Raw genomic sequence first — 7,888 nt, 5'->3', positions numbered from 1 at the left:
TTCGTTTGACTCACTTGCACTCAATCTTACGCTATCGCGTAAGCGACATTCGTCTTCGCCAACTGAAAATAAATTTTCATTTGGCTCACTTGCACTCAATCTTACGCTATCGCGTAAGCGACATTCGTCGTTCGTCAAATGAAAATAAATTTTCATTTGACTCACTTGCACTCATTATATCGTCATTTTTGAGCATTGACAATGTTGGATCGTGTTATTTTTTTCACACTTTTACCATATTTTTATGATATACTTGATATTATAAAATACGATTGCAGTCGTAAAAAGCGCAAAGGAGATCCATTTTATGAACAAAGAAAACAGAAAAGCTGCCAAGGAACGGCGTGCCAAAGAGCGGGAGCACGAAGCGAAAGTAGCGCATTACAAAAAGATCTGGAGCTGGGCCGGACCGGCTCTGATTGTCGTTGTGATCGTCGGCCTTATTATTGCCAGCGTACTCGATTCCAAACGACTCTCTACCAAAAGTGCCTCGGAGGATACCTCCACAGCCTCATCGGCCGCATCCGCCTCATCAGCCTCCACTTCGGCTTCTGCCTCTTTGCAGACCGACACTTCCCTTACCATCGAGGACGGTGATACCGTCAATATCGACTATGTCGGCTCCATTGACGGCGTGGAATTTGAAGGTGGAAACACAAAAGGAAACGGCGCTGATCTTGTGATCGGTTCTCATACTTACATCGATGACTTTGAAGAACAGCTCATCGGTCATCACCCTGGCGACAGCGTAGATGTAACCGTCACTTTCCCGGAAGACTATGGAAAAGACGAACTCAACGGAAAAGAAGCTCTTTTCAAAGTTACCGTCAACGGCATTTATAAATAGAACAACCAAAAAGACATCCCCAGCAGATTTTCCGTCTGCGCCGGATGTCTTTTTCTTATTATTTTTTTGTTAAGTTTTTTTCAAAGGCGCTTCGATGTATTAAAAAAAGTACATCTTCTTATTCCACAATTTTGTAATACGCCCGCGCCGTCAGCACATAGACGATCAGGTAAACCACGGCAAACGCCGCAATCGTAATCGCTGTTGCAGCCAGGAACAGATTGCTGTCCGGGAAATTCAGCATTGCCATGATACGCCTGGTCAATGGAAACGCTACCATTGTATGCACCACGGCCACCGCGAGCGGCAGGAAAAAGACCGTTACCACCTGTGACTGAATCGTCTGACGGATTTCTTTGCGGCTCATGCCGACCTTCTGCATAATCTGGAACCGTTTTCGGTCATCGAAGCCTTCTGAAACCTGCTTGTAATAGATAATCATAACGGCACCCATCAAAAACAGCGCACCGACGAAAACACCTAAAAACAGAAGTGAACCATACAGACTGTAAACCGTATTGCGCTCTTTTTCGCGCACTTCCACCCATCCGTTAAAAGATGATTCCGTCAGTATCGTCTCAATCTCATCTCCAACAGTGATCTGTTCGCCGGCATCCCCGATAAGATCCAGAGCATATTCCCAACTGTATCCTTCTGGCTCCTTTCCCTGCACAGCCGCATACGCTTCCTTTGCTTCATGGTTCCGCGTCACCACCGTCATTGTCTCATACACTTGCGTCTTCTCATCCAGAATGTACGATTTCTTATCGGTATTCCATTTTTTTACTTCATACGTCTGATTTCCCAGTTCAATCGTGTCATATCCATAATTTTTCTGTTTTTCCTGAAAAACCAGAGCCTGCCCTGGTTCCAGCTCTACCTGTTCGCCGGTTACCTGATTGTACTCCGACTCTTCCATGATTTTTATCAGTGTGCTCGCCGCAGCATCATCTGACCGTGTTTTTTCTACTTTGTTTCTATCTACAACAGCAAGCATAACATAGTATCTCTGATCACTTTCATACTTTTTTCTGAGCTGCTTTTCTTCCAGATGCTGATCAATCCCAGTTTTCACTTCCTCTATCATCTTCTGACTGACCGGTTCCACCGTCTTCATAATGCCGCTCACGCCAGTATTTGCTTCGATCGAAATCTGATGTGGAAACCGCGTATAGGTAACCTCCTCAATCCCCGTCCACAAACATGTGCTGATGGAGATAACCAGAAGCACACCCGTTGACAGAATACAGATATTCGCAAGACCGACCGCATTTTGCTTCATGCGGTACAGCATGCCCGAAATGCTTGTAAAATGGCGTGTCTGGTAATAGTAATTCTTGTTTTTCTTCAGAATTTTCAAAAATGCAATACTTCCAGCAGAAAACAGGCAGTACGTTCCCACCATAACCAAGGCGATTGCATTAAAAAACTTATCAAGTGCGTCCATCGAGGATTGGCTGGTCAGAGCCAGATAATAGCCAACACCAAGAAGCATGAATCCAAGAACCGCCGTCAAAAGCTTCGTTTTCGGTTCCCGCTCACCCTGCGCGCCGCCGTGCAGCAGTTCGACCGGCTGTGAGACGTGGATCTGGCGAAGGCTTAAGAGAAAATTGATCACAAAAGTCAGGCCGAACAGCAGCATCGTACTTCCCACGGCTTTTGCACTGAACGCAAAACCAATTGTTCCGTTCAGTCCGGTCAGCTTCATCAGCACCAGAAACAGCAGGCGGTACAGCAACACACCGAGCAGAATACCGATTCCAAGCGATGCCGCCCACAGATACAGACTCTCAAAAAAGAGGATCTTCGCCAGATGCTTTTTCTCCATGCCGAGAATCTGGAACAGACCGAACTCTTTTTTTCTTCTTTTTGCCAGAAAACTGTTGCTGTAGATCAGAAAAATCACCGCGAACAGGCCAATGATATAGGTTCCCATCCCCATCACTGCCAGGATCGTATCTTTTCCGATCATGGAATCAAAGCCACTTCCCTGCGCCAGTGTATCCATGATAAAAACATCACCACCGAGCCGATGCATGACAGCAGATACGGAAGAATATTCTGACGGTTTTTGCTCAAATTTGTTTTTGCCAGTCTGGCATACAGCAGATTATTCATCCCGTTCACCACCCGTCGCAAGAATTGTCAGCGTATCGGAGATCTTCTGATACATCTCATCGCGCCCTAAAGAACCGCGATACAGCTGGTGGAAGACCTCGCCGTCCTTGATGAACAGCACACGCTTCGCCGAGCAGGCCGCCTTCACACTGTGCGTTACCATAACAATCGTCTGGCCCTCCTCGTTGATCTCCCCGAACAGTTTCATGAGGCCATCCGCTGCATGGGAATCGAGCGCGCCGGAAGGCTCATCCGCAAGAACCAGCTCCGGATTGGTAATCAGCGCACGCGCAACGGCTGCACGCTGCTTCTGTCCGCCGGACACCTCATATGGGTATTTATTGAGGATCTGGGTGATGCCGAGTTTTTTCGCAATCGGCTCTGCCCGAAGACTCATCTCCTCGTATTTTTTTCCTTCCAGCACGAGCGGCAGATAAATGTTGTCACGCAGGGAAAAGGTATCGAGCAGGTTGAAGTCCTGGAACACGAAACCTAAGTTTTCGCGGCGGAATCCGGCAATCTCCTTCTCTTTTAATTCGCCGAGATTCTTTCCATTTAACCGCACCTGTCCGCCGGTTGGCTTGTCTAGTGCTGCGAGCAGGTTCAGAAGCGTCGTTTTTCCGCTTCCCGATTCGCCCATGATTGCAACAAATTCGCCCCGTTCCACTGTAAAATTAACGTCTTTCAACGCTTCCACCCGGTTGCTGCCGAGGCGTGTGGTATATGTTTTTTTCAGATGTTCTACTTCCAGAATTGCCATGTCACATTTTCCTTTCTGTCTGAACTGTTTTCTTAATTGACAAGGCTTATTATACCCGTCCACGCCCTCTTCTGCCTTAGGATCATCTTACAAAAAGACCGGCAACCTTACATTTCTGTAAGATTCCCGGCGAAGCTCTCTATGTACTACAGGGATACGGTATCCAGCCCAAGATACACCTTCGTTCCCACTCCCATCTCCGACTCGATGCGGATGGTATGCGAAAGTTTCTCCATGATCTGGCGGCACAGATACAGTCCGATGCCCGTTGACCGCTTGTCTGCGCGGCCGTTGCAGCCCGTGTAGCCTTTTCGAAAATTCGCGGCAGATCCTCCGGCGCAATGCCGATGCCGGTGTCCTCAATCACCAGCGTTTTTGGTGCATCCGGTGACAGATAGATGTGAATGCTGCCACTTTTCGTGTATTTCAGCGCATTTGACAGAATCTGCTCCAGCACAAAGACGAGCCATTTTTCATCTGTCAGCACCTCGCAGTGCACCGGCTCGTAGGAAAGGATAATCTTCCGGCGGATAAAAAGCGGGGCATATTTCCGCACAGCCTGGCGGATCAGCGCATCTAAATCGCACCTCGTAAAGACAAGATCCGATGTCATTTTTTCCATGCGCAGATACTGCAGCGCCATCTGCACATACTGCTCCGTTTGGAAAAGTTCGCTCTGCATTTCACGCGAAAGCGGCGTATCCTCCTCCTGCAGAAGCAGCCGCATCGCCGCAATCGGCGTTTTGATCTGATGGGTCCACATCGTGTAATACTCCATCATATCGCGGTATTTCTGCTCCATCTTAATCTGTTCTTCCTGAAACTGCCGCTCGTAGGATGCGATGATCTGCTGGTAATCCCGCGCCAGAAGCCCGTCCGCCTCCGGAAGCGCTTCTGTTTTGCCCTGCGGTTCGGCGGCAAGGAGTGCTAAGACCAGATGATGTTTCCGATACTTCCCATAATGAAAGCAAAAACCTGCGGCTCCGACAGCAGCCATCAGCACGATCATATAAACGGTGACATCCTGCGGCACATTACGCAGAAAACAGAGGAGTGAAAATACTCCTATAAAAGCGGCAATCCGCACGGCCGATGCAAGATGCTCTTTCAAATACCAGTTAAGAAGCATAAACTCCTGCCGGATTCCCTCTTTCTGTTGTTCCATCCTTTTTCTCCTGTTCTGCTTCCGTCATGCGATCAGGTAGCCGACACCCTTTTTCGTCTGGATAAAGTCTGTAAGTCCTGCCTCCTCCAGTTTTTTCCGCAGGCGCGTGACGTTAACGGTCAGCGTGTTGTCATCTATAAAGCTGTCCGACTCCCACAGATGCATCATCAGCATATCGCGGCTGACGGCTTTTCCTTTATTTTCGAGAAGGGACTGCAGAATGCGCCACTCATTTTTTGTCAGCTCAATCCGCTTTCCCCGGTAATTCAGCACACCACTTCCCGTATCGAGCATGGCACCGCGGTGCTCGAGGAAATTCGTTTCTCCGGCAAATTCGTAGGTGCGGCGGAGCATCGCCTGGACTTTGGCGGTCAGGACACTTAAATCAAACGGCTTCGCGATAAAGTCATCGCCGCCCATATTAACGGCCATAATGATGTTCATGTTGTCCGATGCAGAAGAAAGAAAAATTACCGGCACTTTCGAGACTTTTCGAATCTCCTGGCACCAGTGAAATCCGTTAAAAAAGGGAAGATGAATGTCCATCAGCACTAATTGCGGATTTTTCACGGCAAATTCAGCGAGAACACTGGAAAAATCCTGTACGCAGAACGCATCCATGCCCCAGGAAACCAGGCTCTGCTGCACGGCGCGGGCGATGACTTCATCATCTTCTACAATCATAATTCGATACATGGCTGTTCCTCTGTTGTCTCTAGCAAAGCGGATATTCGTAATCCGCTTCGCTACTTGCTTGATTCGGTTAAAAATATAGACTCCGGGCGGGTGTTTTCAACACACAGCCGCTCCCGGAGCCGTTTTCGCAGATGATTATACTCTTACAATATAATCTGCTTTTCTTTCTTTTGCCTCCGGGTACTCACAGTCGCGATAGCCGAGGATGCAGTGGCCGATGCCAACATAATTTTCGGAAAGTCCCCACTCTTTTAAGAGGGCTTTTCCCTCCGGGCTCGCGAACTCTTCTTTTGCACGATGGATCCAGCAGGAATCCACACCAACGGCATGTGCTGCCAGCATCAGATTTCCCATGACAAGAGAGCCGTCCTCCACATAAGTTCCGCGCTCCGGGTCAGCAAGCACAATCAGAACGGTCGGAGCGCCGTAGAACGGATCGGATGTTGTACCCATAACAGCCGCATTCATTTTCGAAAGCTTTGCAATCAGCTCCGGTTTCTGTACCACAACAATCACCGGCGACTGTTTTCCCATGCCGGTTGCCGCATACGTTCCGGCCTCCAGAATTGCATCGAGCTGCTCATCGGTAATCTGCTCCGCTTTGTATTTGCGGATGCTTCTTCTTGTTTTGATTGCATTTAATACTTCGTTGTTCATGGTAAAAATCCTCCTGTTCTTTTTCTATTTTTATTGCAAACGCCGTAGCCTTGTATACCGGACGCATTGCCTGCCTACATCTGTTTCCGCACAATCCGATACTCGTCGCCGAGCTGGTAGTACGGACAGTCGTAAAATTTATCCTGCAGAAAACGTGCCATCTCATCCTCATCGAGATCCACCTCGCAGGTGTAGCATTCATACTCCTCATCATACACAAAATTGCCGCACGACTCACAGCTTGTGGCCATCTGGCGGGAGTGCTTTTTCTTTTGTGCATGGGGTGTTGGTTCTATCATATGGCAATTCCTCCCATTTCTTACACTTCGCTTTTCCGTTTCGGCGCTTCCGGCAGAGGAAGAATTTCTATTTTTCATCCACAACCTGGAAAGTGTAGAACTTCAGGTAATAGGACTCATCCGCCGCCCACAGAATTGGGTGATCCGGAGCCTGGGTGCGGTATTCTACCTGACGGAGACGTTTGTGGACGTTGTGAGCCGCCTGGTTGATGGTTTTTGTAAAGAGTTCGTAGTCCATAAAGTGGGAACACGAACAGGTGCACAGATAGCCACCGTCTTTGACCAGTTTCATGCCGCGCAGATTGATTTCACGATATCCCTTGATTGCGTTTTTGATGGAGTTTCTTGATTTTGTGAAGGCCGGCGGGTCAAGGATAACGACGTCGAATTTTTCTCCCTCTTTTTCAAGACGCGGCAACAGTTCAAAGACATCCTCGCACACGAAAGATGCTACGTTTTCCAGACCATTTAAGGATGCGTTTTTCCGTGCCTGCTCTACGCCGAGCTCTGATGCATCAACGCCGATAACTTCCTTTGCTCCTGCATATGCCGCATTCAGTGCAAACGATCCGGTATGGGTAAAGCAGTCGAGCACTCTCGCGTCCTTGCAGAGCTTCTGCACAGCCAGACGGTTGTATTTCTGATCCAGGAAGAAACCAGTTTTCTGGCCGTCCTTGACATCGACGAGATAGTGGACACCATTCTCGACGATTTCCACGCTGGTGTCAAACGGCTCGGAGAGAAATCCTTTCACACGCTCCATGCCCTCCTGCTCACGCACTTTTGCATCACTTCGCTCAAACACGCCGCGGATCTTAACCCCGTCAGCCGCCAGAACCTCCTCCAACAGGCGGATAATCGTCATTTTCATTTTGTCGATACCAAGTGCCAGTGACTGAACGACCAGCACATCGGAGAATTTATCCACTACGAGTCCCGGCAGGAAGTCTGCCTCGCCAAAGATCAGGCGGCAGCTTGATGTGTCTGTCACTTTTTTGCGGTATTCCCAGGCATCCTGCACTCTTTTTCTCAAAAATGCTTCATCGATTTCCTGGTCGATATTTCTTGTCATCATACGGATGCGGATTTTGGAATGCTCGTTGATAAAACCTCGTCCCATCGGATATCCGTCGAAGTCGCGCACCAGCACGATATCTCCGTTTTCATATGCTCCTAAAATCGAAGCGATCTCATTATCAAAAATCCAGGCTCCGCCCTGCTTTAAGGCGCGGCCCTCTCCTTTTTTCAGTGTTACAACTGCGTTGCTCAAAAGTTTTTCCTCCTTAAAACAATATAGTTAGTCATATCTAATCATAGACAAATGTGTTTTGCTTGCATTCTCAAAA

At 48.4% G+C, this 7,888-nt stretch carries 8 protein-coding genes; 1 reads left to right on the top strand and 7 read right to left on the bottom strand.

Annotated features, from left to right (window positions below):
- Positions 1-307: 307 nt before the first annotated feature.
- Positions 308-847 carry an FKBP-type peptidyl-prolyl cis-trans isomerase gene (locus DXA55_RS18980; RefSeq protein ID WP_117814482.1) on the top strand — a complete coding sequence of 180 codons (540 nt, stop codon included), beginning with the start codon at positions 308-310 and terminating at the stop codon, positions 845-847.
- Positions 848-965: 118 nt separating this feature from the next.
- Here DXA55_RS18980 and DXA55_RS14070 read toward each other — a convergent pair whose 3' ends face one another.
- The 7 genes from DXA55_RS14070 to DXA55_RS14040 form a co-directional block, all read right to left on the bottom strand.
- Entirely contained in the window at positions 966-2,855 is a 1,890-nt protein-coding gene (locus DXA55_RS14070) for an ABC transporter permease (protein WP_158565094.1), read from the bottom strand.
- 102 nt (positions 2,856-2,957) lie between these two features.
- Positions 2,958-3,725: an ABC transporter ATP-binding protein gene (locus tag DXA55_RS14065; RefSeq protein WP_055219485.1), complete on the bottom strand. Its 768-nt coding sequence runs from the start codon at positions 3,723-3,725 to the stop codon at positions 2,958-2,960.
- A gap of 139 nt (positions 3,726-3,864) precedes the next feature.
- Positions 3,865-4,890, bottom strand: coding sequence for a sensor histidine kinase (locus tag DXA55_RS19635; RefSeq protein WP_242998573.1), 1,026 nt, complete (start codon positions 4,888-4,890; stop codon positions 3,865-3,867).
- A 24-nt stretch (positions 4,891-4,914) separates the two neighbouring features.
- Complete coding sequence (locus DXA55_RS14055) at positions 4,915-5,586, bottom strand: response regulator transcription factor (RefSeq protein ID WP_117509267.1); 672 nt, start codon at positions 5,584-5,586, stop codon at positions 4,915-4,917.
- A gap of 135 nt (positions 5,587-5,721) precedes the next feature.
- Positions 5,722-6,243, bottom strand: a complete 522-nt coding sequence (locus DXA55_RS14050) for a nitroreductase family protein (RefSeq protein ID WP_022461381.1) — start codon at positions 6,241-6,243, stop codon at positions 5,722-5,724.
- A 74-nt stretch (positions 6,244-6,317) separates the two neighbouring features.
- Positions 6,318-6,542: a DUF6472 family protein gene (locus DXA55_RS14045; protein ID WP_117509268.1), complete on the bottom strand. Its 225-nt coding sequence runs from the start codon at positions 6,540-6,542 to the stop codon at positions 6,318-6,320.
- 67 nt (positions 6,543-6,609) lie between these two features.
- Positions 6,610-7,812: a class I SAM-dependent rRNA methyltransferase gene (locus tag DXA55_RS14040; protein WP_022461383.1), complete on the bottom strand. Its 1,203-nt coding sequence runs from the start codon at positions 7,810-7,812 to the stop codon at positions 6,610-6,612.
- Between the last annotated feature and the right edge of the window lie 76 nt (positions 7,813-7,888).

It is taken from the genome of Blautia sp. OF03-13, from assembly GCF_003460685.1.
In the GTDB taxonomy this organism is placed as follows: Bacteria; Bacillota; Clostridia; order Lachnospirales; family Lachnospiraceae; genus Fusicatenibacter; species Fusicatenibacter saccharivorans.
The sequence above is the reverse complement of the archived record's forward strand: the minus strand, read 5'-3'. Positions and strand labels throughout refer to the sequence as shown.